Below are 23,173 nucleotides of genomic sequence, written 5' to 3'. Positions count from 1 at the left end.
GTTACGGCATCGGCCGGGGCGCGTGCTGCTGCCGCTTGGTGACGACGGCGAGCACGACGAGAATCACCCAGCCGCTCTCGATCAGCATCCGGCTTTCGGCGATGCTCTGCGCGATCAGCGCGGCGAGCAGCAGCAGCGGCAGCAGGGCGCTGGCGGCGAACGGTTCGGTGTCTTTCACGCCGAGGCGCGGCCGGTCGACGGCCAGAAACCAGGCCCGCCACAGGGTGGAGAAGACCAGGGCGGCGAACAGAATCACGCCGATGATGCCGAGCTGCAGCCATACGTCGAGCCAGGCGTTGTGCGCCTGCAGGTAGGTGACGCCCTTGCGCACGGCGAGGTCGTTGAACGGTTCCACCCACGGCACCCAGTAGCTCACCCAGCCCCAGCCGAACACAGGACGTTCCAGGGCGAGGTGGGTGACGCTGCCCCAGATATCGAAGCGGCCGGTGAGATCCTCGCTGCGGCCGAGCATGCCGAACAGCTGCCCGGAGAACAGCGCGAGTGCCGCTGCCACCACCAGAACGGATGCCGCCGCCACGACATACAGCGGCCGGCGGTGCTGGTCGTGCACTCTGCGCGCCCAGAGGGCGAAGAGCAGGGCGGCGACGACCGCGACGAGCGACACGGTGACCGTGGCGGAGCGGGTGAGCAGCAGCATCCCGATGGCCAGCGCCAGCCAGACCAGGCCGGCGTTGCGCTTGACGGTGTGGGCTCGTAGCTGAACGGCGAAGACGATGATGGCGGTGAGTGCGATGAATCCGAGCAGGTTGCGGTTGGCGACGATGCCCTCGATGGGGCCGCCGGCTAGCAGCAGGCCGCGGCTCCAGTAGAAGGCGTTTGGTACGTCTTGAGTGCCGTAGTCGACGAAGAACGGCAGCACTTCATGTTGTACGACGACGGCCACGAACAGCTCGAACACGAGGCTGAGTGCGAGCACCCAGCGCAGGGCGCCCCCCAGGGTGCGCAGCAGCTCCGGCCAGGTGAGGGTGACGGCCAGGAACAGCGCGGCGAGGGTGGTGATGAGCTGCAGGGCCACACCCAGAGCGGATGCCCCCGGGTAATACGACCACGCGATGGACAGGGTCGCCAGTAGCAGGAACGCCGTGATGGTCTTGGGAAACTTGCGCCAGTTCAGGGCGGGGGCGAGGGCGGCCTGGTAGGTGTTTCCGAGGGCGATGTCGCGGGCGACGTCTTGGGCGGTAGGGGTGTCGTCGGCGACGCTGCCGGCCGCGACGAGCTTGAGGGCATTCGCGCGGTTGCGGGCGTTGGTGCGCTGGGTGCTGAGGCCGATCACGCTGCCGACCGCCACGATGAGTGCGATGGCGCCGAAGCCCCACCAGCCGCCGAGGTTGCGCCAGAACTGGCCGGCCAGAACGGTGAACCAGACGAAGGTCGCGAAAAGTCGAATGACGAGGCGACTCTGCACGGCGGACATGGCTTCAGATTACCGGTGTTGTTGTATCGGCAGGCGCGACACCGATGCGCCAGGTCACGCGAGAGCGCAAAAAGTGCCCGATTGGAGGGCTCAATCGGGCACTTTTTGCGCTCTCGTGGAACGGAGTTGCGGGGTTTTGCGGCTACTCGGCGTGGCCCTCGGATAGGTAGGCGAGGCGGAGCAGGGTCTCGGTGTTGCGGTAAGCGATGGCCAGATCGCTCAGCGGGGTGGGAACCAGGCGGGCCGGGCCAGCGACGACGTCTTCGGTGATGCGCACGCGGCATCCGCTGTCGTGATTTTGGATGTCGATCGACACGTGCGCCTCACCCATCGGCCAGCCGCGGGCCTTGAGCATGACATGGCGGGGCGCGTTCCACTCGAGAACGGAGGTGGTGTCGTCGATGAGGGCGGGCCAGACTCCGACCGAGTGATGGATGCGGCTGCCGACCGCGGGCCAGCTGGCGTCGACGTCGCGCATGCGGCTCGCGCCGACGACCCAGGTGGGGTAGAGCCATCCGTTTTCGAGCACCGCGAAGACCTGCTCCGGGGTGCAGCTCATCGTTCGGTAGTTCACGGCCATCGGGGCTCCTATGGTTTGTCGCGAGAGCGCAAAAAGTGCCCGATTGGAGTGCCCAAACGGGCACTTTTTGCGCTCTCGCGGGGAAATAATCAGGGGGAGAGGGGCGGGGGAACAGTGATGTTGTATTCGTGGGCCAGGGCACTCAGAGCAGCTCGGTAGCCGCACATTCCGTGCACGCCGGGGCCGGGCGAGGTCGACGATGAGCACAGGTAGACGCCGTCGAGCGGGGTGCGCCACGGGTCGGGCGAGAGCACGGGACGGCGCACGAGTTGGGCCAGGCTGATGGCTCCGGCCGCGATGTCGCCGCCGATGTGATTGGGATTGTGGTTCTGCATCTGCGCGGCGGTCTGGCTGGCCGTGGCGAGAATGGTGTCGCGAAAGCCCGGGGCGAAGCGTTCGATCTGGCGGGTGATCTGCTCGGTCTGGTCGCGGGTGGAGCCCGCCGGCACGTGCGTGTAGGCCCAGAGCACGTGCTTGCCCTCCGGCGCGCGGCTGGGGTCGATGATGCTCGGCTGGCTCGCGAGCACGTAGGGGGAGTCGGAGTGCTGCCCGTGGGCGACCAGGTTCTCGGCGCGGGCCTGGTCGGCGCGGGTTCCGCCCACGTGCAGGGTCGGCGCTCGCCGCAGGTCGTCGGCGCTCCACGGCACCGGTTCATTCAGGGCGAAATCCACCTTGGCGACGGCGTTGCCGTAGCGAAACCGGCTGAGGGTCGTGGTGTACCGGTCGGGCAGGGCCCCGGCGGCCAGCTCGACGAGCGCCCGGGGCGTCACGTCGAGCAGCACGATTCGGGCCGGTGGCAGGTCTGTGAGCTTGTGGATGTCAGCATCCGTTATTATTTCGCCGCCGTGCGCGAGCAGGTCGTCGGCGAGGGCCTGAACGATGGCGCCGCTTCCGCCGGTGGGGATGGGCCAGCCCCCGGCGTGCGCGTGTGCGGCGAGAACGAGGCCGGCGCCGGCGGTTGACGGACTCGGCAGCCGCCCGATCGAGTGGGCGAACGTGCCGGTGAGCAGCGCCGGGGCCGTCTCGCCGGTGAAGCGCCAGTTCCAGGCAGGGCCACCCTGCTCGAGGGTGCGCAGCCCGAACCGGGCCAGCGTGAGCGGATGCCGCGGCACCCGCAGCAGCGCGTCCCCGGTGAGTTCGGCGACTTCTGAGATGTTGTCGACGAGGGGATTCAGCAGCTGAAGCCAGGCCGGGCCGTCGCGGCCGAGGCCGGCGGCGGTGCGCTCGATGTCGTGCCAGGCCACGCCGGCGCGGCCGCCGGGCAGCGGATGCCCGTAGGAGATCTCGGGCACAGTGAGTTCGATGCGGTCTTTGAGACCGAACTTCTGAAAGAACTCGGAGGCCAGCGCGAGTGGGTGCACGGCGCTGCCCACGTCGTGGTGGAACCCGGGCAGGGTGAGTTCGGCGGTTGCCGCGCCGCCGCCGATCTGCGCGTTGCGCTCGTAGACGCGCACCCTGAGGCCGGCGCGGGCGAGGGTGACGGCGGCGGCGAGGCCGTTCGGGCCGGATCCGACGACGATCGCGTCAAGCCCCTGGTCGGTCGTCACGCGCGGCCGTGCTCGTCAAGTCTCATTCCGACACCGTAGCCCGGGGGTGTGGTTGTCGCACAGTACACGGCCGGTTTTGGGGGCGCGTTCCTAAGAATCTGCAGCCCTACTCGAGGGGGTGTTCACAACTGCGGAGATGTTTCCGCGAATGCGTGAAATCCGGCTGTGACGACCCGGTTCGTGCGAAATCTCCGCAGTTATGAATGGCACTCCGGGTAGAGATCGCGGGAGCGGGGTCGCGGGCCATCCGTTTGGGTACGTAACGCCGGGAATCTGCGACACGCCGCGCCAAACGGATCGCGGCAGAGCGTGCGGCCGGGGTCGTTCTTTCTGGGGGCACCCCGTCTGGGGCTGCCGGAACAGCACATGCCGCCGGTATGTTTACACATCGACGTGTGGCCCGCCCCCGGGCCACACGTCACCCGCGCCGAAAGCTCAGACGAAGGCGGTCTGGCCGGTGATGGTGCGGCCCACGATGAGGGTGTTCATCTCTTGGGTGCCCTCGTAGGAGTAGATGGCCTCGGCGTCGGCGAAGTGCCGGGCCACGTTGTACTCGAGGGTGACGCCGTTGCCGCCGAACAGCTCGCGGCACCAGGCCACACTTTCGCGCATGCGGCTGGTCGTGTAGGCCTTGGTGAGTGCGGAGTGCTCGTCGCGCTGCACGCCCTCGTCTTGCAGCTGCGACACCCGCACGACCATGCCGAGGCTCGCGGTGATGTTGCCGAGGCTTTTGACCAGCAGGTCCTGCACGAGCTGGTGCCCGCCGATCGGCTTGCCGAACTGTTCGCGCTCGTGCGCGTAGGCGACGGCGGCGTCGTAAGCACCGATGGCGTTGCCGACGGCCGCCCAGGAGACCTCGGCACGCGTGGCCCGCAACACCTTGGCGGTGTCCTTAAACGAGTTGGCATTCTGCAGGCGCAGGCGCTCGGGAACCACCACGTCGGTCAGGGTGATGTCAGCGTTCTGCACGGCGCGCAGGCTGATCTTGCCCTCGATCTTGGTGGCCGCATAGCCGGCGGTATCGGTGGGAACGATGAACCCCAACACCTGGTTGTCGGCGGTGTCCTTGGCCCAGATGATTGTTATGTCGCTGAACGTGGCGTTGCCGATCCAGCGCTTGGCGCCGTTCAGGGTCCAGTTGTCGCCGCTGCGAGTGGCCGTGGTGCGCAGGCCCCGTGCGCTGTCCGAACCGCTGAGCGGCTCGGTCAGGCCGAACGCTCCAATGATGTCGCCCGAGGCCAGCTGCGGAATCCACTCGGCCCGCTGCTCGTCCGACCCGCAGGCTTCTAGCGACCCGGCCGCCAGGCCGTTCTGCACGCCGACAAAGGTGGCGACGGATGCATCCACTCGCGCCAGTTCCAGCGCCACGAAGCCCCGAAACACCGCCGAATTCGCAAACGGCTTCGTTGACTCCCAGCCGAAGGAGTACATGCCGAGCTCAGCGAGCGGCTTGATGATCTGGGTGGGGAATTCGGCGCGGTCCCAGCATCCGTTTGCGATCGGCCGTACCTCTTTTTCGAGGTAGGCGCGCAGTTTGACGATGGCCTCCTGCTCGGGCTCGGTGAGAAGGTTTTCGTAGCCGAAGAAGTCGCTGCCGAGTAGCTCAAAGGTCATGGATGCTCCGTTGCAAGATGGGCGGTCGACGCGCGACCGGTGCGGTTTGGTCAGCCTAGGGTCGTTGGCTGAATGCTCGAAGTCGGTTGGTAGTTTGGTCTAAACACTTTGAGAAGGAGCCGAACATGTTTGTGGGCATCACCAACGCGCCGCGCAATTACGCCTGGGGGTCCACGCACGCGATCGCCGATCTGCTGGGTCGCACGCCGTCGGGTTTGCCTGAGGCCGAGCTCTGGTTGGGGGCCCATGCCGGTTCACCGTCGGTGGTCGAGGATCCGTCGCAGGTAGGCGGTTTTTCGAACCTCGCCGAGTGGATCGCTTCTGCGCCCGAGGTGGCGCTCGGCGCTGGCTGGGCGACGCGGCAAGCGGATGCCCCGCGCCTCCCCTTTCTGCTGAAGATTCTGGCTGCCGGACGCCCGCTATCGCTGCAGGCGCATCCCACGACAGAGCAGGCCCGCACCGGATTCGAGCTCGAAAACGAGGCCGGAATCGCGGTCGACGCCGGCAACCGCAACTACCGCGACCCGTTCCACAAGCCCGAACTCATTTTTGCCCTGAGCGACACGTTCGAAGCGCTCTGCGGATTCCGCCCGCTGCCCGAGGTGCGCGGCATCATCGCCGAGCTGCGCCTGCTCGACCTCGCCACCGAGAACCCGCAGGCCGCGGCCATCGACTCGCTGGAGAATCACCTGGCCGGGGGGCTGCGCGACACCGTCGACTGGCTGCTGCGAGATGGCCGGGGCGGCGACTCCGGCGAGGTGGAATGGCTGGTCGAGCGGGTGGTCGCGCTCGCCGCGCACGCCGAGTTCCTGGCCGCGGGCGGAGCGGCCATCGGCTATGCCCGCGAGCTCGCGACGGTGCGCGCGCTCGCCGCCGAGTACCCGGGCGACCCGGGAATCGTGCTGGCCCTGCTCCTCAACCGGGTGTCTTTGAAACGCGGCGAGGTGTTGTATCTGCCGGCCGGCAACATCCACGCGTATCTGTCTGGACTCGGCGTGGAGCTGATGGCCGCCTCCGACAACGTGCTGCGCGGCGGGCTCACCCCGAAGCACATCGATATCGAGGAGCTGCTCGCGGTGCTCGACTTCGGGGCGGTGCCGGCCCCGTACCTCGCGCCGGTTGTGCTTGCGGAGGGCGTCGCGCTGTATCGCCCCGGGGTGCCTGATTTCGAGCTCGTGCACATTGAAGCGGATGCTGCCGCCGCATCGGCGACACCCGTCACCATGCGACAGATCACCCTCACCGGCCCGGCCATTGCGATCTGCACGGCCGGCGGGTTTCTGGTCGTGGGGGCGGCATCCTCTCGCCCGTTGAAGCGCGGCCAGGCTGTGTACGTCACACCCGACGAGGGCACGGTGACCTTCGCGGGCGCCGGCGAGGTCTTTCTGGCGATGCCCGGCGCCTAGCCGACCTTGCGGGGGCCGAAGGCCCGGCGGTAGGCGGTCGGGGTGGTCTGCAGAACCTGTAGAAAGTGGTGGCGCATCACGGCGGCTGCGCCGAAGCCGGTGTCGGCGGCGATCTCTTCGAGGCTGCGGGAGCTGTCTTCGAGCAGTTCCTGTGCGCGCAACAGTCGCTGCCGGTTGAGCCAGCGAGTCGGCGTGGTGCCGAGTTCGGCGCGAAACCGGCGGGCGAAGGTGCGCGGTGACATGAGCGACTTGCGGGCGAGCAGGTCGACCGGTAGTTCCTGGTCGAGGTGGCGCAGCATCCACTCGGTGACGGCGGCGAAGGATTCGTCCTGGCAGTCCACGACCGGGGCTTCGATGTACTGCGACTGGCCGCCGTCGCGCTGCGGCGGCACGACCATGCGGCGGGCGATGATATTGGCGGCCGTGGCGCCGAGCTCGGTGCGCACGATGTGCAGTGCGGCGTCGATGCCGGCGGCGGTGCCGGCGCCGGTGACGACGTGGTTGTCGTCAACGAAGAGCACGTCGGGGTCGACGGTGGTCTGGGGGAACGATCGGGCGAGGGCGTCGGTGTACATCCAGTGGGTGGTGCTGCGGCGTCCGTCGAGGATGCCGGCGTGGGCGAGCACGAAGGCGCCGCTGCAGACGCTGAGTACCCAGGCGCCGCGGGCTTCGGCGTCGCGCACGACCTGGAGCACGCGGGGGTCGATCGGTGCGCCGGACTCGTAGCCGGGAATGGCGATGAGGTCGGCGTCGGCCGCGGCTGAGAGGTCGTCGTGAATGACGATGTCGAAGCCGATCTTGGTGCGGATCGGTCCGGGTTCGGCGGCCACAACGTGGAAGTCGAAGGCTGGCCCGCCCTGGGCGCTGCGGTCGATGCCGAACACCTCGCAGATCACGCCGAATTCGAACGGCGCCAGACCCGGGAGGGTGACGCAGACGATTTTCTGGAGCATGGGCATCCTCTCGTCAAGGTTGGCAGAAATGTGTCGAACTGTGTCAATGCTGCCACTCGCGGCAGAAAAGCACAATACATAGAGTTTCTGCCATGTTCATCTTTATGCTCCTCCTCATCGTCCTTGCGGTCGCGGGTATTGCTGCCACGATCCGCTCCCTGTACCTCGACGGCTACGGCCAGAAAACTCCCCACGTGACCGACGAATATGACGCTTTGATTCGCTGGCGCTAGCCTGTAGCGGTGGCGCATCGAGTGCCACGCGAACGAGCGGAGCCTCATGGCGTGGTTGGTAACCGGCGGGGCGGGCTATATCGGCTCGCATGTGGTGCGTGCTTTCCAGGCTGAAGGGCTCGACGTGGTCGTGCTCGATGATCTCTCGAGTGGACACGAGTCGTTCGTGCCGGCCGACGTGCCGTTCATTCGGGCCAACGTGCTCGACGGCGAAACCGTGTTGCATGCCTTCCACGAGCATCACGTGCACGGAGTCGTTCATGTGGCCGGCTTCAAGTACGCCGGCGTCTCGGTGCAGCGCCCGTTGCACACCTACGAGCAGAACGTGACGGCAACCGCCACGCTGCTCGCCGCCATGAGCTCGGCCGAGATCGATCGCATTGTGTTCTCCTCGAGCGCCGCTGTCTATGGCACGCCGCACACCGACCTGGTCACCGAGGAGACGCCGAAGAGCCCGGAGTCGCCGTACGGCGAATCCAAGCTGATCGGCGAGTGGCTGCTGCGCGACCAGGCCGTGGCGACCGGTCTGCGCCACACCTCGCTGCGTTATTTCAACGTGGTCGGCTCCGGTGACGTGTCACTGCGTGACACCAGTCCGCACAACCTCTTTCCCCTGGTCTTTGCGGCCCTGCTCGACGGCCGCACGCCGCGCATCAACGGCGATGACTATGCCACGCCCGACGGCACCTGCGTGCGCGACTACATTCACGTGGCCGACCTCGCGCTCTCCCATGTGGCTGCGGCTCGCCGCCTGGAAGCCGGCGACGCAATCGAACCGGTCTACAACCTGGGCAGCGGCGATGGCGTCTCGGTCGGCGAGATCATGGCCACGGTGCGCCGGGTCACCGGCATCGACTTTACGCCCGAGATCGGTCCGCGCCGCGCCGGCGACCCGGATCGCATCGTGGCCTCCGGCGCGCTCGCGGCTCGTGACCTGCGCTGGAGCATGCGTCACACCCTGGAGCAGATGGTGCAGAGCGCCTGGGATTCCTCGCGCACCGCCGCGCACTGAGCTCAGCGACACGCCGGTCGGGCCAACGATCGTGCTCCGTTCGCGACGTTGTTTTGAGCCCGCGTACCCCCCGAATGCCCGATTTTGCCATCATCGGCGCGTCGCAACCCTCCAGCCCGTATTGAGGGTTTACGATCTGCGACTTGACGTTAGCGAATTACACCGGTGTAATTAGGTGCAGCACCAAACGGTGCGTAGCGAGCGCTGGGAGACGATATGGCTATACCTGACTATCGTTCCGGAGTACCAGAGGACTGGTTCGTTGACCCCGTCACCCTCGGTGTCCCGGGCGTACGACAAGATCTCGGCGACGAGAACCTTCTGGCCTGGCAGGCCGACTCGCTCTGCGCCCAGACCGACCCCGAGGCGTTCTTCCCCGAAAAAGGCGGCTCCACCCGCGACGCCAAGAAGATCTGCTCCGGCTGCGAGGTGCGCAACCAGTGCCTCGAATACGCGCTCAGCAACGACGAGCGGTTCGGCATCTGGGGCGGACTCTCCGAGCGCGAACGCCGCAAACTGCGAAAGCGCGCCTAACTCCTTCGGCGCTCGCAAGCAAATGCCGGCAGGCGAGCCCCGCCACGGACCGACGAGACCCGGTCTCTGAGCGGATGGCGCCGCATCCGCTTCGCTATTGCCTCGCCAATATTTGAGGCGCGCCCTCTCGGTTCAGGGCCGCGGGCCGATCCCGACCTAGGCTGGTTCTGTTATGCAACCCAGAGTCACCGCCATCCTTGTCGCCCGAAACGGCGCGAAACACCTTGAGCGAACTCTCAAGGCGCTGTCGCTGCAGACCCGTAAACCCGACATTGTCATCACCGTGGACTGCGGTTCGAGCGATGCGACCGCAAAGATGCTCGCCGAATTCGGGCCGACGCAGTTCATTGCCGCCGACTCCGATCTGAACTTTGGTCAGGCGATCGCCGCCGCAGTGCGCGCGAGCGCGCCGCCCACGCACGACCGCGAGCTGCTCTGGCTGCTCGCCCAGGACAGCGCGCCCGACCCGACCGCCCTCGAGGTGCTCGTCGACGCGCTCGAGATCGCCCCTTCGGTAGCAGTCGCCGGACCGAAGGTCATGGAATGGATCGCCGGCGAATATATCCACAATTTCGGCGAGTCGATGACGCCGACCGGCGCCACCGTCACCCTGGTCGAGAGTGAACTCGACCAGGGCCAGCACGACGGACTGAGCGACGTGCTCGCCGTCAGCGCCGGCGGCCTGCTCGTGCGCCACACGGTGTGGGAGCAGCTCGGCGGGTTCGACCCGGCCCTGCCGACAGTGGATGATTCCCTCGACTTCTGCGTGCGGGTGCGGCTCGCCGGGTACCGCGTGTCGGTCGTTCCGGCGGCCCGCGTCGCCTCGGCCGGTGACGGCGTCGCCGGGCCCAACCAATCCTCGCGGGGGCGCCTCCGCCGTCGCCGCGTGCGCGCGGAACGTTCAGCGCAGCTGCACCGCCGGCTGGTCTACGCGCCCGCCGGAGCCCTGGTTTTTCACTGGCTGTCGCTGCTGCCGCTGGCTTTTGTGCGCTCGCTCGGGCAACTGCTGCGCAAGGAACCCGGCGCGATCGTGGGCGAATTCGCGGCCGCGTTCGGCGCCGCGTTCAACGGAATGCGCGTCGGCAACGCCCGCCGCTCCTTTGCGAAAACGCGCACGCTCGGTTGGGATGCCATCTCCACGCTGCGGGTTCCCTCGAATGAGGTGCGCCGGCGACACTCGCTCAAGCGCGAGGCGAGCCTGTTCGGCCTGCACGGCGAACGCCCGGAGATTCGATTCTTTTCCGGCGGCGGCGCCTGGACCATGCTCGCCGCTGCGGTCGTGGGCATCATCATGATGGTGCCGCTGCTCGGCGCCGACACCCTCACCGGCGGCGGGCTGCTGCCGCTGTCTCCGACCCTGCCCGAACTGTGGGCGAGCGTCGGCTTCGGCTGGCGCGACCTGGGGCTCGGCTTCGTCGGCGCGGCCGATCCGTTCGCCGCGGTCGTGGCCGTGCTCGGCTCGATTGCGTTCTGGTCGCCGTCGTTTGCTCTCGTACTGGTCTATGCGCTCGCCTTTCCCCTCGCCGCCGTCGGTGCCTGGATGGCCGCGACCCGCCTGACCGACCGCGGCAGCCTGCGCGCCCTGGCCGCCGCGCTCTGGGTGCTGGCCCCGACCTTTCTGATCGCCCTCGCCGACGCACGTCCGGCCGCGATTCTGGTGCACCTGCTGCTGCCGTGGCTGTTCTTCGCCTGGTTCGCCGCCGCGCGCACCTGGTCGGCATCGGCATCCGCTGCCCTGCTGTTCGCGGCCGTCGTCGCCTGCGCGCCCTCGCTCGCCCCGGCCCTGCTCGTGGTTTGGGCGCTCAGCGTGGCCCTGGCCGGCCGCCGAGTGATGCGCTTCATCGGCATTCCGCTGCCGGCGCTCGCGCTGGCCCTGCCCCTGCTGGTCAACCAGGGACTGCGCGGTGACTGGCTGAACCTCGTCGCCGACCCGGGCCTGCCCGTGCCGAGCGGCCAGGCTCCTACCCTGCAACTTCTGCTCGGACTGCCCGGAACCGACGGCTGGGCCGGCGTGCTCGACCGCTTCGGCGTCGAGGGCCTGGACCCGCAGCTGTTCGTACCGATTCTGCTCGCGCCCCTCGCCGTGCTCGCCCTGCTCGCGCTGCTGCTGCCCGGCGCTCGCCTCGCCGGCGGCGCCTGGCTCGTTGCGCTGCTCGGCTTCGGCACCGCCCTCGCCGTCAACCAGCTCGTTCTCGCCGCGATCGGCGCCGAACCGGTGCGCGTCTGGACCGGCAGCGGCCTCAGCCTGTACTGGCTCGGCCTAGTCGGCGCCCTGGTGATCGGCCTGCGCTCCCTGCACCGCTTCGCGTCGACGCCCGGTGTGGTCGCCGCGCTCGCCCTGGCCGTGGTCGTGCTGCCGCTGGTCGCCTCGCTGCACCTCGGCACCGCCGCCGTGCGCGAGGGAACCGGGCAGACCCAGCCGGCCTTCGTGGCCGCCGAGGCCCAGATCGACAACCGGGTCGGCACGCTCAAGCTCACCCCGCAGGCTGACGGCGGGCTGCTCGCCACGATCGAGCGCGGTGTCGGCGCCACACTGAACCAGCAATCCACCCTGGACAGCACCGATGCGACGCTCAGTGCCCGCGAGAAAGCGCTCGCGGAGCTCGCCGGCAACCTGGCCTCGCACAGCGGACTCGACACCAACGCTGACCTGGCCGAGTTCGGCATCCGCTTTATCGTGCTGCAGCCCGGCGCTACCGGCGTCGACGCGGCCGACACCGCGCTGCGCACCGAAACCGCCCTCGACGGCAACTCGAGCCTGGCCCCGGTCGGCGATACCGAGTTCGGCCGCCTTTGGCAGTTCGGCGAAACGGATGCTGCCGCCTCGACCCCGATACCGGCTCGCGCCGGCGGCGTTTTCGGCCTGGTGACCCTGCTCATTGCCTTCGCCGTGGTGGGCAGCGCCGTTCTGCTGTCGCTGCCGATCGGCGCCGGGCGCGAAGCCGTGCGCCAGGCCAACCGCGACGCGATTCGCCGGGCCGCCCGTGCCGACGCCAAACAGAAGCCCAAGCGCGTGCGGCGGTCGAAGGGTGCTGTGTCATCCGATCGTGACGAGGAGTTGGAGGTGCCGCTCGGCACCGATCTCGAAGCCGACCTCGCGATCGACCGGGAGACCGGCGTCGGGACCGGGTTGGAATCGGACGACGGGTTTGCCGACGACGATGCTGCGGCCGCCGAACCAGGCACCGCCGCTGTCGACCCTGCTATCGCCGACCCTGCTGCTGCCGACTCGGCTGCCAACGACCGACCGGAGGACGACAATGCCAGATAAAAGCCAACTCGCCCGCATTGGCGGCCGGGCCGGACGCGGTGTGCTCGGCCTCGTCGGCATCGCTGTCGTCGTCGCGACGCTCGGCGCGGCCACCCTCGTGACGCTGCCGACCGTTGAACGCAACCCGCAGTCCAGCGAGATCGCGCCGCTGCCCAGTGAGCAGCAGCGGGTCTGCCCCGGACCACTGCTGACCCTGGCCGAGGACTCGACGAAGGCGCAGTCCGCGTCGAGTGTGGGAGCGGCATCCGCTGTGTATGGAGCGGTTGAGGCTTCATCGCTGGAACAGATTCGGCCGCAGGTGACCGAGATCACCGCGGTCGACGACTCGAACAGCCGGCAGCCGCCGTTGCTGCTGACCGTTCTCGTGCAGGATGGCGCGACCGTTCCGCCTCTCGTGGCCGGAAGTCAGTCGCAGGTCGCCGCCACCGACACCATTGGCGGGCTCGCCGTCGCCGCCTGCGCCGAAGCGGTCAGCGACAGCTGGATCGTGGGCGGCTCGACCGATATCGGACGTACCAGCCTGCTGCTGCTCGGCAACCCGACCTCCGTACTTGCGACCGTCAACGTGACGGTCTACGGCGAGAGCGGACTCGTGGACGCACCCGGCGCGACCGGCATCCTGGTGCAGCCGGGCGAGCAGCGGGTCATCTCACTAGCCGGACTCGCGCCGAACGTGAAATCGCCGGTTCTGCGCGTCTCCTCGCGCGGCGGGCAGGTTGCCGCGTCGCTGGAGCAGAGCAGCATTCGCGGCATCGAACCGGGCGGAGTCGAGATCATCGGCACCACCGCGACCCCCGCCACCAACCAGATCATTGCCGGCGTACGCGTCACGGCGGCCGTCAGCGGGGAGACGGTGACGACGGGCGAGGGGTTCAACGCCGACACCGCGTCGATTCGGGTGTTCGTGCCGGGTGATGCGGCGGCGACCGTTCAGATCGGCGTGACGAGCGCCGACGGGTCAGGTTCCGGCACGTCGACCCAGGTGAATGTCGAACCCGGCATCGCCACCGAAATTCCGCTCGCGCCGCTGGCCGTTGGCAGCTTCTCGGTGCAGTTGCGCTCCGACGAGCCGATCGTCGCGGCCGCCCGCACCGCCACTGACAGCACCGGCGGTAAGGACTTCGGCTGGTTCTCGGCGTCGGCGCCGCTCAAGGGCCCCTTCGTGGTGGCCGTGGCCGAGGGCCCGTCGCCGACGCTGCACCTCGTCAACAGTGGGGCAGCGGATGCCTCCCTCACCCTCACCCCCGCCGCTGGCACCCCGGTAGACCTCACGGTGGGCGCCGGGGCCAGCGCCACGGTGCCGCTTCAAAGCGGAGAGCGCTACGTGGTGAGTGGCGGGTCTGAACTCTGGGCCCTCGTGGATTACTCCGGCGACGGGGTGCTGTCGTCGTTCGCGCTGAACCCGCCCGGGCCGCTCGCGTCGTCGATTCGCGTCTACACGCACTAGCTGTCTGTGCAACCGGGACCGGTCCCGGAAACCGGGCCCCGACCGGGTAGGCGGTCTGCGAGGGCAGGGCATCCGACGTGCGGCGTGCCGGGGGCGGGGCATTCGTTTGCGAGGCGGGCTTGCGCGGGCACGCAGGTTTCGATGGCACACTGAACACTCGACTTTTAAACGCTGGGAGCCGCTTGTGACGTTTGACCCGACTGCCGACCAATTGGCTGCGCCCTCGGCCGAATCGCTGCCCGAACCTCTGGTCGACCCGACGGCGCGTGCCGAGGTTGCCGTCATCGGCGGATCCGGACTCTACGAACTCATCGACCCGGCCGGCGCCGTAACGCACCAGGTACAGACGCCCTACGGAACCACGCCCGTCACGATCGGCCTGCGAGCCGGTCGCCGGGTCGCGTTTCTGCCCCGGCACGGCAGCGGTCACAGCGTCGCCCCGCACCTGATCAACTACCGCGCGAATATCTGGGCGCTGGCCTCGATCGGCGTGCGGGCGATCATCTCCTCCTCGGCGGTCGGGGGAGTCACGCCGGAGTATGCGCCCGGGCTGCTCGTGGTCACCGACCAGTTCATCGACCGCACGACTGGACGTCCCGACACGTTCTACGACCGGGAATCGGTGCAGCATCTCTCCGCCGCCGACCCGTTCGATCCGCTGCTGCGCGGGTACGCCGTGAACGCCCTCGAAGAGCTGGGCGAGAACTTCGCCCCCACCGGAACGGTCGTCGTCATTCAGGGCCCGCGGTTTTCGACCCGGGCGGAGTCGGTCTGGTTCCGCTCGATCGGCGCCCACATCGTCAACATGACCGCGTACCCCGAGATCGTGCTGGCCGGCGAGCTCAACCTCGGCACGGTAAACCTTTCCTTCGTGACGGATGCCGACGCCGGGCTCGCGCCGGTGCTCGCAGCGGATGCCGGGGACGCCGAGACCGCCGCCCGTGGTGAATCCTCCCTCGAAACGGATGCCGTGACCGCCTCGGTCGTGTTCCGGCACCTGCGCGACGCCCAGCCGCGTATTCTGGCCGCGATCGACGGCATCCTGCGGGCCCTGCCGACTGACTTCGCTCCGCGTGAGCTCATCGACCCGGCCCAGGTCGCCGCCGTACTCGCTCGTGCCGTGGTGTCTGACCCGGATGAGCTGGCGTGAACATGGATCGCTCGGCGCGCGGTGCGTTTCAGCGGGTCGCCGGCGGATCGACGGGGAACGCGGAGCGCCACCCTGGTGCCGGCTGCGTCAGCACCGTCAAGCGGGACCAGCCATGACCGGCGAAAACTTGCTGATCACTGGCGGAGCGGGCTTCATTGGGTCCGCGATCGTCGACGCCGCCCTCGCCCGCGGCTATCAGGTGCGCGTACTGGACTCACTGCGCGCCGACGTGCACGGGCCTGCGCCGGCACTCGTGTCCGAGCCCGAGCGCGCGTCCGCGGCCGATCGCGGGCCAAGGTCCGAGGTTGAGTCCACGCCTGAATCCGCGTCCCCTACCTTTCCGGGCCCGGGCCCGGAAAGCGGGCCCATGAGAGAACCTGGGCCCAGTTTCCGGGCCCGGAACGCACGCCCGGCGGGCCTGGACCCACGGGTGGAGTTCCTGCTCGGCGACGTGACCGACCCGGACACCGTCGACCGCGCCCTCGAAGACATCGACGTGGTCTGCCATCAGGCGGCCAAAGTGGGACTCGGCGTCGACTTTGCCGACGCCCCCGACTACGTGCACAGCAACGAGGTGGGAACGGCGGTATTGCTGGCCGCGATGGCCGAGCGGGGCATCCGCCGTCTGGTTCTGGCGTCATCCATGGTGGTCTACGGGGAGGGCAGCTATCGCGGCCCGAACGGTTTCACCCGGCCGGGCCCGCGCCTCGCGAGCGACCTCGACGCCGGGCGCTTCGACCCGCTCGACCCGGAGACGGGCCAGGCGCTCGAGCCCGTTCTGGTGAGCGAAACCGACCCGCTCGACCCGCGCAACGTCTACGCGAGCAGCAAACTCGGTCAGGAATATCTCGCCACGGCCTGGGCGCGCTCGACCGGCGGGCAGGTCGCCGCCCTGCGCTACCACAACGTCTACGGACCGGGCATGCCGCAGAACACGCCCTACGCGGGGGTCGCCTCCCTGTTTCGTTCGGCGATCGAGCGCGGTGAGGCTCCGCGGGTGTACGAAGACGGCCGGCAGCGCCGCGACTTCGTGCACGTGCGTGATGTGGCCGCAGCCAACATTTCCGCGCTGGAATTCACGGCCCATTCCGATTCCGGAATATTCCGCCCGTTCAACGTTGGCAGCGGAATCGTGCACACCATTGGCGATATGGCGACCGCCCTTGCCGCGGCGGCCGGTGGCCTCACCCCGATCGTGACCGGGCAGTACCGGCTCGGCGACGTGCGACACATTACGGCGTCCTCCGAGCGATTGCGCACGGAACTCGGTTGGTCCGCCCAGGTCTCCTTCGAAGACGGCATGCGCGAGTTCGCGACGGCCCCTCTGCGTGCTGCCGTGTGTCCCTGACCCAGCCCACGGGGCTATTCCGGTCGCCACAGACACCTGTAGGAGTGGCGAAAACGGCGTAACTCCTGCAAATTCTCGGCGGCCCCGCGCGGAAGCGCGGAATTCCGGCCAACTTTCCTGGCACCTTCTGCAAATTGCAGGAGTCATGCCGTGGGTAGTGATTGAACCCTGAAGAGAGACCGGGAGCTGCTTTGGCCTGCCGACCGATCAGGCCAGCGGATGCTGCGGCAACAGCATCTCAAACCGGCATCCGTTCCCCACATTGGTCACCGTCACCTGCCCAGCATGAGCCCGCACGATGCCTTCGACGATCGCGAGCCCCAACCCGGCGCCGCCGCTCTGACCGGCGCCGGTTCCCCAGGCGGACACGGTCCGCGGTCCACTCGCTCGCCAGCCAGCCTCGAACACCCGGCCGAGATCCTGCTCCGGAATCCCGCCGGCCGCATCCACAACCGAAATCACAGCCCTGCCGTCGACGTGCCGGGTGACCGAGACGACGATGGCGCTGTCGGCCGGGGAATACTGAATGGCGTTCATGACCAGGTTGCCGACCGCGCGGGCGAGCTCCCGGGCATCCGCTTGGAGGGTGAGACCGCGTTCACCCTCGAAGCGCAGGTCGAGCGATTTGCCGAGGGCGACCGGCGCGAGATCTGCGACGGTGTCGCTGATCAGGTCATACAGGGCCACCCGTTCAAAGTTGAGCTGCAGCGCCCCGGCGTGGATCTTGGACAGCTCGAACAGGTCGTCGACCATGCCGCTGAGCCGGTCGACCTGCCCGCGAATCTGCACGTAATACCGCTGTGGGTCGGGAGCCATGCCGTCTTCAAGGGCCTCGGCCATGGCGCGGATGCCAGCGAGGGGCGTGCGTAGGTCGTGCGAGATCCACGCCACGATTTCGCGACGCGACGACTCGATGCGCTCCTCCCGCTGGCGGGATTCGGTCAGCCGATCGGCCGTCGCGGCCAACTCCCCGGCGAGCGAGGCGAACTCCGTCGATGTATGCCGATCCGGAGATATAACAGATTCGCCCCGACCGATGCTTGCCGCAGCAGCCCGAAAGTATTGGTTGTCGCGCACCAGCGACCGCCCCAAAACAGAGGCCATGACGAGCGACACGATTCCGGCGACGGCGGCTACCGAGTAGAACACGTTCAGGTCGTGCTCCGACAGGTACATGAGCGACGCCACCGCGGAGGTTCCGCTGACCACCGACACGACGGTCGCGAACGCGACGACGACCACCTGCATCACGAGCGACCCCCGCGACAGCAGCCGCAGGGTGAGCAGGGCGAGTGCTCCCACAACCAGCGCGCAACCGAGCGCGATGCCGGCCACGGTCGCAATGACGCCAGCGGTCACGGTGTGCCACCCGCTAAACGGATGCCGCGGGCCGGCCAAGCCCCGGTGCCTCCCGCGAGCCTCGAATCCCAGACAACCGTGATGACGACCTCGCCCGGCGCGCTCATCCCGCGCTCCTCGATGCGTCGTTAGCGGGCGTCGAACCGGCCCCAAGCGGCACCGGATCGAACCGGTATCCGACCCCCCACACGGTATTCACGAGCAGCGGATGCGCCGGGTCGGCTTCGACCTTCTCCCGCAACCGCCGCACGTGCACGGTCACGGTGGACAGGTCCCCGAATTCCCAGCCCCAGACCGAACGTAGCAACTCCTCGCGGGTCAGCACCCGCGACGGCCGCCAGATCAGATAGGCGAGCAGGTCGAATTCCCGGCTCGTGAGCACGAGCGGCTTGTCGCGCAACCGAATCTCGTGTGCGGCGAGGTTGAGCGAGAACTCGCCGGCGTCGAGGATCCCCTCCGGAATGGATTCGGTGCCGCTCCGCCGCAATACTGACTGCACCCGCAGCACCAGCTCGCGCGGAGAGAACGGCTTCACCAGGTAGTCGTCCGCGCCCGCTTCGAGCCCTTCGATGCGGTGTTCCTCCTCGCCGAGCGCCGTCAGCATGATCACCGGAAGCGCGCCCCAGTTCACGCGGATGCGGCGACACACTTCGATGCCATCGAGCAGCGGAAGCATGCGGTCGAGCACAATAAGGTCGGGCTGCGCGAGTTCGGCCTGGCGCAGGCCGGCAAGCCCGTCCACGGTTTCATCCACGACGAATCCGGCGGCGCGCAGGTATTGCCCGACCACCTCGGATACCGTCGGGTCGTCCTCGATCAGGAGCACGCGACGGCTGGCGAGGGCATCCGCTCGGGGCGGCGCAAAATATTGGGAGGGAGACACCCCCTTAGACTAGGCGCGCGCACCCCATACCGCGCGGGGCGCGCGCACCCACCTGTCGGTCGGTCCAGCGGATGCCCCGCCTCACGCCGTCCGCCCAACCGGACGGGGCCCGGGCCCCGTCCACGGGCCCAGCTTCTAAACTGGGCCCAGGGCCACAACATGGGCCCGGACAACCAACCCGTCACCGGCATCCGCCAATCGTGCGTTGAGCCAATTCACACCAAACGCCCAGAAACATTCAGCGGTTCGTAACCTGTTTCGCCCCGAAGCCCCAGACCTCCCCTTTAGGGTCGAAGAATGATGAATGTTCGGGTCGATGTGGTGTTGCCCTGCCTCAACGAGGCGCAGGCACTGCCGTGGATCCTCGAACGCCTGCCCGCCGGCTACCGCGCGATCGTCGTCGACAACGGGTCGACCGACGGGTCCGCCGACCTCGCCCGCATCCTCGGCGCGTACGTCGTGCACGAACGCCGCCGTGGATTCGGCGCCGCCGCCCATGCCGGGCTCCTCGCCGCGACCGCTCCGATCGTGGCCTTCTGCGACGCCGACGCCTCGATGGACCCCCGCGACCTGCCGCTGGTGGTCGATCCGATCAGCGCCGACGAGGCTGATCTCGTGCTTGGCCGCCGTCGCCCCACGACCCGAAACGCCTGGCCTCCGCATGCCCGTCTAGCAAATACCTATCTTTCCTGGCGACTGCGCCGAATAACAGGTGTGAACATTCATGACCTCGGCCCCATGCGAGCGGCCCGCCGCGACCACCTCCTCGCCCTCGACCTGCACGACCGCCGCAGCGGATATCCGCTCGAGATGTTTCTCGGCGCCGCGGCAGCGAATTGGCGCATCCGCGAGGTGGACACGGGCTACGCGCCGCGTGTCGGCCGCAGCAAGGTAACGGGAACCGTGCGCGGAACCCTGACTGCCATTCAGGACATGTCCGCGCTGCTCAGCGCCAACAACGCCCGAAGGGCCAACAACGCCCAAAGCGCCAACAGCGCGAGCAGCACCAGGAACCCAAACACCAACGAGGCCCGCTCATGACCGCTATCGTCGTCATCGCCAAGGAATGCCTTCCCGGCAAGGTCAAGACCCGCCTGCACCCGCCGCTCTCCCTCGAGCAGGCCGCCCAGCTTGCCGCCGCCAGCCTCGCCGACACCCTCGCCGTCGCCGGCGCGCTGCCCGCCACCCGCCACATCCTCGCGTTCGACGGTGTGACCCCGCCGCCGGAGGCATCCGATTGGGAGATTCTGCCGCAGACCTCCGGCGGTCTCGACGAGCGACTCGCCGCCATCTTCGACCACCTCGACGAGCCGACGCTCCTGCTCGGCATGGACACCCCCCAGATCAACGCCGCCGCGCTCGTGCCCGTCTTCACCAGCTGGGGCGACGAAACGGATGCCTGGTTCGGCCCCGCAGTCGATGGCGGTTTCTGGGCGCTCGCGCTCAAAAACCCGACCGGCGCGCTGCTCCGCGGCATCCCGATGAGCCGCGCCGACACTGGCGCCCACCAGCTGCAACGCCTCGTCGAGGCCGGCCTCACCGTCGGCCTGCTGCCCTCACTCACCGACATCGACACCATAACGGATGCCCACACCGTCGCCTCCAGCGCCCCCCACACCCGGTTCGCGCGTGCATTCGTAGAGGTGACGGCATCCGCTTTGTTGCGGAATGCCGAATCGCTCACCGTGAACGGGGCACGTTCATGACCCTCGTGTCGCCGCGCCTGTGGGAGCAGCCGGCCGACTGGGAACTCGACGACGCTGCCAGAGACCGCGCCACGGCCGAGCGTTTTCGCCGCCCGACCACGTTCGGGTCCGGCGGATCCGAACCGTATGCCCAGGCGCTGCAATCCGATGACAACGTGCTGTACCTGCACGGCAATCGAGCCGATGCCGATCCGGGAACGCCGACGCGAGTGTCGACCATGCACGCCGGGCGCTGGAGCGCCGGAGCCGATGCAATCGACCGTTCCCTGCTCTGCGGCGTCGCGGGACCGGTGCTGGACATCGGCTGCGGACCGGGTCGCATGATCCAGGCCGCGATCGACGAGGGACTCGATGCCCTCGGCGTCGACGTCTCGCCGACCGCCGTGCGCATCGCCCTCGCAGCCGGTCTCGCCGTGCTGCAGCGCTCCGTCTTCGACTACATCCCGATGGCGGGAACCTGGGCGACCCTGCTCCTCGTTGACGGCAATATCGGTATCGGCGGCGACCCCGACGCTCTGCTCGACCGCTGTGTGTCGCTGCTCTGCGCCGACGGCGTGCTCGTCGTCGAGGTGCACCGCGACCCCGAGCACGACCTCGCCTACGAGGGCACCTTGCACGACGCCGCCGGACACACGAGCGATGCGTTCCCCTGGGCCGAGGTCGGTGTCAGCGCCCTGCGCCGCCGCGCGGCCCGCGTTGGACTCGTGCAGGTCGCCGAATGGACCCGCGGAGGCCGTTCCTTCGCCCGCCTAGCCCGCGCCTGACCGTACCTTCTTTCCGGGCCCGGGCCCGGAGACTGGGCCCATGCTAGATCATGGTCCCAGTTCTCAAAGCTGGGCCCGGCCGCTCCTCAATAGCGGGCCGCCGACAATAGCCCCCCACCTCAGCGCCCGGAGTCGTCCGGAAAAGCCACGTCCGGTCGTCGCCCGCGCAGAAACGCCCACACCGACAGCCCCACGGTTACCACCGCGAGCACGAGCCAGAAAATCCCTAGGTTGAGCCCGTAATTCAGCGGCAGCACCGTTGGGTTGGCCGGGGCGAAGTTTTTTGCCACGATCAGTGGCACCGCCACGAGCGAGACCAGAGACCCGACGACAATGCCGCCCTGCACGATCGCAATGATCGTCCCGGTCGCCCGTCGTCCGACCCGCCCGAGCGCAATCCCGAACGCAAACATGATCGGCGCCAGAATCGCATCGTGCAGCACAATCGCCGCCGCAATCCACAGCGCCACCCCGGGAATGCGGGTCAGCCGCACCGAGTCGAACATCACGAACGCGCCCCAGGCCAGCATCAGCACGCCGACACCCAGCAGCACCAAGCGGATGCTGCGCATCCGTTGACCGGTCGACGCCTCGATTCCGGCCGGCGGTGGGTTCAGACCGCCTTGAAGAGAAGTCATCAGATCGCCTCGATTCGGCTCAGCCACTTGGTTTGCAACACACCGGGCCGGCCGGGCGCGATCATGCGGGCCGGATACCCGTGCTCAAGGTCGAGCGTCTCTCCGTTGAGCTCGAGCGCAACGAGCGTGAGCGGGTCGCGCACATACTCGCGCCCCATCTGCGTTTTGCTGAAACTGCCGCGTTCTTCGAGGCTGATCAGGCGAAACGACGTGTCAGGGTCGGCGTTCATCAGATCGGCGAGGTCGCGCAGTCGCACACCCCGCCACGAAGCCATCTGGCTCCAGCCCTCGACACAGGCGATCGGCAGTCGCACGGATGTCTGCGGCAGTGCGAGCAGTTCGTCCCGAGTGAACGAGCGTTCGGTGCCGGAGACAGCGAGGGTGAGGCTCCACGCGGGGGCCATGGCGGCATCCGCTACCTTGGCCTGTGCGCTCGTGCGGTTCACCGGAACTCCCTGCTGGCCGACGCCCTTCTTGCGCGGCGCGAACAGGTTGACCGCGTTCAGCGGTGTGAAGGTCTGCCCCGCGGTGAGACCGACGACGGCGGTCGTCGCCACACCGACCGTGGTGAGAAACCCGCGCCGACTGACCCGCGACGCAGCGCGCGGCGTCGCATCGATGTAGTCGAGCACCCGCCCGGTCACGCCATTGGGGCGGGTCGTGCCCCAGAGGCGCACGGCCTCGGCATCGGAACCGCGGTCCCCCGACACCGCATCGGAGAGATGCTCGTCGTCAAAGGACGGAGATTTGTTCCAGTACCGCGTGATCACCGGAAGCTTGACCGCGATGTGGATGACCAGCAGCCCGATCAGCACCCAGCCGAGCGCAAAGTGCACCTGCCGAAACGGAAACGGCCACGGGTACCACTGGTAGGTGTTGAGCAGCCCGATCGTGATCTGAACGAGCGAGGCACCGACAAACAGGGCGATCGACGTGCGCTCCAGAAAATGCACGAAGCCGCGAACCGGGGGATACGCGAACAGGTTTGGAAAGACGATGTACAGCTTGGCCAACAGCAGCGGAAAACAGGCGATGCCCGTGATGATGTGCGTGCCCTGGGTCACCTGGTAGAGAAACTCGGGCCGGGTCGCGAAGCGCATCCAGTCGAGCGGTTCCTGCAGAAAGTGGCTGTACAGGCCCGTGCCGAAGCAGATCAGAAAGGCGGCGCCGAGCAGCCGCCCGATCACGGTGGCCATGCGCGGATTGCGCACCGGCGACGCCAGCGCTCGCTGGGCCTCGTACATCAATCGCCGCATACCTTCATTGCACCACTGCGCCGCGCTCAAAAAGGGT

Annotated in this window: 20 protein-coding genes; 11 read left to right on the top strand and 9 right to left on the bottom strand. The window is 68.2% G+C overall.

The annotated features are described in order from the left end of the window. Position 1: 1 nt before the first annotated feature. The 4 genes from E3T29_RS01035 to E3T29_RS01020 all read right to left on the bottom strand — a co-directional run bounded on the left by E3T29_RS01035 (position 2) and on the right by E3T29_RS01020 (position 5,176). Positions 2–1,435 (bottom strand): O-antigen ligase, encoded by a 1,434-nt coding sequence (locus tag E3T29_RS01035; protein ID WP_134343719.1) that lies wholly within the window; start codon positions 1,433–1,435, stop codon positions 2–4. A 142-nt stretch (positions 1,436–1,577) separates the two neighbouring features. Next, positions 1,578–2,015 carry an SRPBCC family protein gene (locus E3T29_RS01030; protein ID WP_134343718.1) on the bottom strand — a complete coding sequence of 146 codons (438 nt, stop codon included), beginning with the start codon at positions 2,013–2,015 and terminating at the stop codon, positions 1,578–1,580. A gap of 89 nt (positions 2,016–2,104) precedes the next feature. Further along, the gene (locus E3T29_RS01025) at positions 2,105–3,562 is read right to left on the bottom strand and encodes an NAD(P)/FAD-dependent oxidoreductase (protein WP_134343717.1); all 1,458 of its coding nucleotides are present in this window, start codon (positions 3,560–3,562) and stop codon (positions 2,105–2,107) included. Positions 3,563–3,997: 435 nt separating this feature from the next. Then, entirely contained in the window at positions 3,998–5,176 is a 1,179-nt protein-coding gene (locus E3T29_RS01020) for an acyl-CoA dehydrogenase family protein (protein WP_134343716.1), read from the bottom strand. A 125-nt stretch (positions 5,177–5,301) separates the two neighbouring features. Between E3T29_RS01020 and manA the strand changes: the two genes are divergently transcribed. Next, the gene (gene manA, locus E3T29_RS01015; protein WP_134343715.1) at positions 5,302–6,582 is read left to right on the top strand and encodes a mannose-6-phosphate isomerase, class I; all 1,281 of its coding nucleotides are present in this window, start codon (positions 5,302–5,304) and stop codon (positions 6,580–6,582) included. Here the strand turns inward: manA and E3T29_RS01010 are convergent. Beyond that, positions 6,579–7,535, bottom strand: coding sequence for a GlxA family transcriptional regulator (locus E3T29_RS01010; protein WP_134343714.1), 957 nt, complete (start codon positions 7,533–7,535; stop codon positions 6,579–6,581). The two genes, manA and E3T29_RS01010, sit on opposite strands and share 4 nt — an antisense overlap. A 92-nt stretch (positions 7,536–7,627) precedes the next feature. On the opposite strand from E3T29_RS01010, the gene E3T29_RS19500 reads away from it, so the two are divergent. The 7 genes from E3T29_RS19500 (at position 7,628) to E3T29_RS00975 (ending at position 16,530) form a co-directional block, all read left to right on the top strand. Then, the gene (locus E3T29_RS19500; RefSeq protein WP_158252843.1) at positions 7,628–7,768 is read left to right on the top strand and encodes a hypothetical protein; all 141 of its coding nucleotides are present in this window, start codon (positions 7,628–7,630) and stop codon (positions 7,766–7,768) included. A 46-nt stretch (positions 7,769–7,814) separates the two neighbouring features. Continuing rightward, positions 7,815–8,780, top strand: a complete 966-nt coding sequence (gene galE / locus E3T29_RS01005; protein WP_134343713.1) for a UDP-glucose 4-epimerase GalE — start codon at positions 7,815–7,817, stop codon at positions 8,778–8,780. A gap of 216 nt (positions 8,781–8,996) precedes the next feature. Further along, entirely contained in the window at positions 8,997–9,314 is a 318-nt protein-coding gene (locus E3T29_RS01000; protein WP_092342011.1) for a WhiB family transcriptional regulator, read from the top strand. A 172-nt stretch (positions 9,315–9,486) separates the two neighbouring features. Next, a complete protein-coding gene (locus E3T29_RS00995; protein WP_134343712.1) occupies positions 9,487–12,585 on the top strand; it encodes a glycosyltransferase in 3,099 nt (1,032 codons plus the stop codon). Beyond that, positions 12,575–14,032 (top strand): DUF5719 family protein, encoded by a 1,458-nt coding sequence (locus E3T29_RS00990; protein ID WP_134343711.1) that lies wholly within the window; start codon positions 12,575–12,577, stop codon positions 14,030–14,032. The genes E3T29_RS00995 and E3T29_RS00990 overlap by 11 nt, the downstream gene beginning before the upstream one ends. Before the next feature lie 184 nt (positions 14,033–14,216). Beyond that, a complete protein-coding gene (locus E3T29_RS00985) occupies positions 14,217–15,182 on the top strand; it encodes an MTAP family purine nucleoside phosphorylase (protein ID WP_241987572.1) in 966 nt (321 codons plus the stop codon). 112 nt (positions 15,183–15,294) lie between these two features. Continuing rightward, complete coding sequence (locus E3T29_RS00975) at positions 15,295–16,530, top strand: NAD(P)-dependent oxidoreductase (RefSeq protein ID WP_241987571.1); 1,236 nt, start codon at positions 15,295–15,297, stop codon at positions 16,528–16,530. 207 nt (positions 16,531–16,737) lie between these two features. Here the strand turns inward: E3T29_RS00975 and E3T29_RS00970 are convergent, their stop codons facing one another. Then, positions 16,738–17,889, bottom strand: coding sequence for a sensor histidine kinase KdpD (locus tag E3T29_RS00970; protein WP_241987570.1), 1,152 nt, complete (start codon positions 17,887–17,889; stop codon positions 16,738–16,740). Between the two features lie 103 nt (positions 17,890–17,992). Next, a complete protein-coding gene (locus E3T29_RS00965; RefSeq protein WP_134343710.1) occupies positions 17,993–18,772 on the bottom strand; it encodes a response regulator transcription factor in 780 nt (259 codons plus the stop codon). A 297-nt stretch (positions 18,773–19,069) separates the two neighbouring features. Between E3T29_RS00965 and E3T29_RS00960 the strand changes: the two genes are divergently transcribed. Genes E3T29_RS00960 through E3T29_RS00950 form a run of 3 tightly spaced genes read left to right on the top strand, consistent with a single transcriptional unit; the run spans position 19,070 to position 21,242 of the window. Continuing rightward, the gene (locus tag E3T29_RS00960; RefSeq protein ID WP_134343709.1) at positions 19,070–19,813 is read left to right on the top strand and encodes a glycosyltransferase family 2 protein; all 744 of its coding nucleotides are present in this window, start codon (positions 19,070–19,072) and stop codon (positions 19,811–19,813) included. Then, the gene (locus E3T29_RS00955; RefSeq protein ID WP_134343708.1) at positions 19,810–20,478 is read left to right on the top strand and encodes a DUF2064 domain-containing protein; all 669 of its coding nucleotides are present in this window, start codon (positions 19,810–19,812) and stop codon (positions 20,476–20,478) included. The genes E3T29_RS00960 and E3T29_RS00955 overlap by 4 nt, the downstream gene beginning before the upstream one ends. After that, positions 20,475–21,242 (top strand): class I SAM-dependent methyltransferase, encoded by a 768-nt coding sequence (locus E3T29_RS00950; RefSeq protein ID WP_241987569.1) that lies wholly within the window; start codon positions 20,475–20,477, stop codon positions 21,240–21,242. Before E3T29_RS00955 ends, E3T29_RS00950 begins: the two co-directional genes overlap by 4 nt. A gap of 119 nt (positions 21,243–21,361) precedes the next feature. Here E3T29_RS00950 and E3T29_RS00945 read toward each other — a convergent pair whose 3' ends face one another. Together E3T29_RS00945 and E3T29_RS00940 are read right to left on the bottom strand one after the other, a co-directional pair. Then, on the bottom strand, positions 21,362–21,880 hold the full coding sequence (locus tag E3T29_RS00945) for a hypothetical protein (RefSeq protein WP_134343707.1): 519 nt from the start codon (positions 21,878–21,880) through the stop codon (positions 21,362–21,364). Then, complete coding sequence (locus E3T29_RS00940; RefSeq protein WP_134343706.1) at positions 21,880–23,136, bottom strand: molybdopterin-dependent oxidoreductase; 1,257 nt, start codon at positions 23,134–23,136, stop codon at positions 21,880–21,882. The genes E3T29_RS00945 and E3T29_RS00940 overlap by 1 nt, the downstream gene beginning before the upstream one ends. Positions 23,137–23,173 lie beyond the last annotated feature (37 nt).

Origin of the sequence: Cryobacterium sp. TMT1-66-1 (assembly GCF_004403435.1) — a bacterium.
GTDB classification, from domain to species: Bacteria; Actinomycetota; Actinomycetes; order Actinomycetales; family Microbacteriaceae; genus Cryobacterium; species Cryobacterium flavum.
The sequence above is the reverse complement of the archived record's forward strand: the minus strand, read 5'-3'. Positions and strand labels throughout refer to the sequence as shown.

Coding starts and splice junctions, on each gene's coding strand:
- E3T29_RS00955 (WP_134343708.1), top strand. CDS start 19,810: ATGACCGCTATCGTCGTCATCGCCAAGGAATGCCTTCCCGGCAAGGTC.
- E3T29_RS01020 (WP_134343716.1), bottom strand. CDS start 5,176: ATGACCTTTGAGCTACTCGGCAGCGACTTCTTCGGCTACGAAAACCTT.
- E3T29_RS01035 (WP_134343719.1), bottom strand. CDS start 1,435: ATGTCCGCCGTGCAGAGTCGCCTCGTCATTCGACTTTTCGCGACCTTC.
- manA (WP_134343715.1), top strand. CDS start 5,302: ATGTTTGTGGGCATCACCAACGCGCCGCGCAATTACGCCTGGGGGTCC.
- E3T29_RS01010 (WP_134343714.1), bottom strand. CDS start 7,535: ATGCTCCAGAAAATCGTCTGCGTCACCCTCCCGGGTCTGGCGCCGTTC.
- galE (WP_134343713.1), top strand. CDS start 7,815: ATGGCGTGGTTGGTAACCGGCGGGGCGGGCTATATCGGCTCGCATGTG.
- E3T29_RS01030 (WP_134343718.1), bottom strand. CDS start 2,015: ATGGCCGTGAACTACCGAACGATGAGCTGCACCCCGGAGCAGGTCTTC.
- E3T29_RS00975 (WP_241987571.1), top strand. CDS start 15,295: ATGACCGGCGAAAACTTGCTGATCACTGGCGGAGCGGGCTTCATTGGG.
- E3T29_RS00995 (WP_134343712.1), top strand. CDS start 9,487: ATGCAACCCAGAGTCACCGCCATCCTTGTCGCCCGAAACGGCGCGAAA.
- E3T29_RS00990 (WP_134343711.1), top strand. CDS start 12,575: ATGCCAGATAAAAGCCAACTCGCCCGCATTGGCGGCCGGGCCGGACGC.
- E3T29_RS00960 (WP_134343709.1), top strand. CDS start 19,070: ATGATGAATGTTCGGGTCGATGTGGTGTTGCCCTGCCTCAACGAGGCG.
- E3T29_RS01000 (WP_092342011.1), top strand. CDS start 8,997: ATGGCTATACCTGACTATCGTTCCGGAGTACCAGAGGACTGGTTCGTT.
- E3T29_RS00945 (WP_134343707.1), bottom strand. CDS start 21,880: ATGACTTCTCTTCAAGGCGGTCTGAACCCACCGCCGGCCGGAATCGAG.
- E3T29_RS00940 (WP_134343706.1), bottom strand. CDS start 23,136: ATGCGGCGATTGATGTACGAGGCCCAGCGAGCGCTGGCGTCGCCGGTG.
- E3T29_RS19500 (WP_158252843.1), top strand. CDS start 7,628: ATGTTCATCTTTATGCTCCTCCTCATCGTCCTTGCGGTCGCGGGTATT.
- E3T29_RS00950 (WP_241987569.1), top strand. CDS start 20,475: ATGACCCTCGTGTCGCCGCGCCTGTGGGAGCAGCCGGCCGACTGGGAA.